1 protein-coding gene is annotated in these 2,273 nt (G+C 49.7%); it reads right to left on the bottom strand.

What is annotated here, in order from left to right; all coding sequences use genetic code 11:
• Positions 1-505: 505 nt before the first annotated feature.
• Positions 506-1,957 carry a hypothetical protein gene (locus L9Z73_RS29330; RefSeq protein WP_247408373.1) on the bottom strand — a complete coding sequence of 484 codons (1,452 nt, stop codon included), beginning with the start codon at positions 1,955-1,957 and terminating at the stop codon, positions 506-508.
• Positions 1,958-2,273: the final 316 nt, after the last annotated feature.

Below are 2,273 nucleotides of genomic sequence, written 5' to 3'. Positions count from 1 at the left end.
GTAGAGATATACTTTTTCGACTTTGGCATCGGGTCGCATCATGACGGCGGGGCTCCAGAAAGAAATCGGGAGCACAGCATCCGGGATCAGCTAAGCGCTTTGAATGTGGGGTTTATGGAGCGCTTACCGTTGATCTCCCTGAACCGTTTGGAATGATTCAAGGTGTTGCAGAAAGTATGCCATTAGTGCGAATTAGGGTTTAACGCTAAAAAGTTGTCATCACGCGCCCTTGAAAAGTGCCGGTTTATCTTGAGGCGGACTAAAATGGTGCTCAAGAACTAGTGTATTACTCGGTCCCCTGCGGTAATACCATGCCCGTTATTTTGGGTGCGGCTATATAGTCCCTGTAAGAGTATTGAGGTCCGCTGATTGGCCGGCACCGGAGAGATTTAAATTGTGGAGCATCCGCAATAGTTATTTTTCGAGAAAGGGGCTGCCAGCTTTAGTGCGGCGAGTAGTAGTGCTACTACTCACCGTGCCGAATCGAGGATTTATGGCTTACCCATTACAGACATATAAAATAAGCATCGCTGATGGTCGCAGAGCCGATGGCTTCGTTGACCTGGATAATAACGTCAGCGGCAGCAGGCCTTTTTGTCGTGGCCAATTGAATGCGTTGTTCTCCGGCCGCGTAGTTCCGAATCTCTATCGCCTCCTTTTCTCCCGACTTGACGACCATTTGAATACGGGTCGGCATTGGCGTATCAATCGTGCCGGCAAAGGCAACGCCACGGTTATCCTGGCAAGCATTTTTGGCGATGACGACGGAACCGTCGACCATTTGGTAATCGGACCCTGCAATTTTCTGGGGGGCAGAAGGGTTGACCTGCATCACAAAGCCGGGGATAAGCGAGGTTCTTGGCAGGATCGGTATAAGAGTGTCCTCATGCTGTGCAAGTTTTGCATAGTATTGAAAGTGCCTGGAGTCCTGATGGGGCAAGCGCTGGGAACTGGCGAAAATCAGTGCGAGTGCGATGCACGCTACCGTACTGGCTCGACGCTTATTCATGAAGATGAAGTTGGCGATTGCGAGCAGGGCATAGGGCACCACAAAGTATCTGGAACCGTCACTGTAGGGCGAGAAGTTTTCAATGCTGCTTTTCATCGCGTAAATAGCAGGTACGAAAACGATGACGGCGCACGCTAAAAGCGCTTTGTAGCGCGCATCCGCTTTTCTGAAAGCCACTATCGTTGCAAGCCAGAACACGATCGCCGCGATGCATGTAAATGTGTTCGGTTTTCCAAACAGGAAAAGTCTCATGCTCAAGTCGGCCCAATGATCCATGTCCCAGCCCGCAGGATTGGACGGCCTGGGATTTGCCAGCAGGCAGGCGGCTTGAACTATTGCGCCAATCAACATTGCCGCCACAACAGAATATCTTTTTGTTTGTACGCTGCGTATCAGGCAAATCGGTATGAAAAGAACGCAGAACGGGCCCGTCAGCGACAATAGAAGAACCAGGGGTATGGTTTTCACTCCGAATTTATCCGGCGTGCAGGCCATGATTGCCAATGAAATAGCCAGCCACCATTGAGCATTGGTCAGGCTTAAAAATGTTTCCCCGCTGTGGGGCATGAACAATAATGTCAGAGGGATTAAAAATGCGAGTTTCTGACTGTTTTTAGAGTCGTCAAGTGAAGTCTTGATTGTCCATCTGATTAACAGGATAGAGATGAACCAGCCCGTAAAGAAAATATAAGGCGTCGTTGAAGGCGTAAATAAAGCGGCGATCAGTGCTATCAGGCGTGGGTAGATGTGGAGGTAGCCAGCATAAGGCTCGATTAAACTTTTTATCCCATCAAAGTTCGCGCCATTAAAGAATATCAAGCCATCTTCGGCCCACAGTGAGTTTTGAATGAAGCCTGTGGTGCGATAACGGATTGCCAAGGCGATGAGCGTTACGATTATAAATAATAATGTGGTATCCCCAGCAAACCTGAGTTTTTTCGTGCCCATGCCTAGACGCCTCCTTTGCTGAAAAATTACGGATTGTACAGGCAAGGTCGAAGGGCGTGATCAAGAAATTTTGCTTGACGCGTAAACCGCTGGAGTGTCGATGCGCCTTCCGAACATTGGTTAATGTTTGGATATAGCAGGGCGGTGAAAACGTGACTGAGTTGACTGGTGGACTGAGCGGTTAATTCATTGTAAGCGCTCCATAAACCCCACCGACGTCAAGATGGGTGGCACGCTTAGCTAGCGCGACACCGGCGAGCAGTTCCACGGCAACAGCGCTTCGTAATCTTCAACCGAGGTCGCCAGTGGCAACCGT

Source organism: Pseudomonas emilianonis (assembly GCF_023072625.1).
Lineage (GTDB): Bacteria > Pseudomonadota > Gammaproteobacteria > Pseudomonadales > Pseudomonadaceae > Aquipseudomonas > Aquipseudomonas paraveronii.
Note: the sequence above shows the minus strand (reverse complement) of the source record. Positions and strands in the feature narration are given on the sequence as shown.

Bases quoted from the DNA above. Each gene is read 5' to 3' on its own strand.
- L9Z73_RS29330 (WP_247408373.1), bottom strand. From the start codon at position 1,957: ATGGGCACGAAAAAACTCAGGTTTGCTGGGGATACCACATTATTATTT.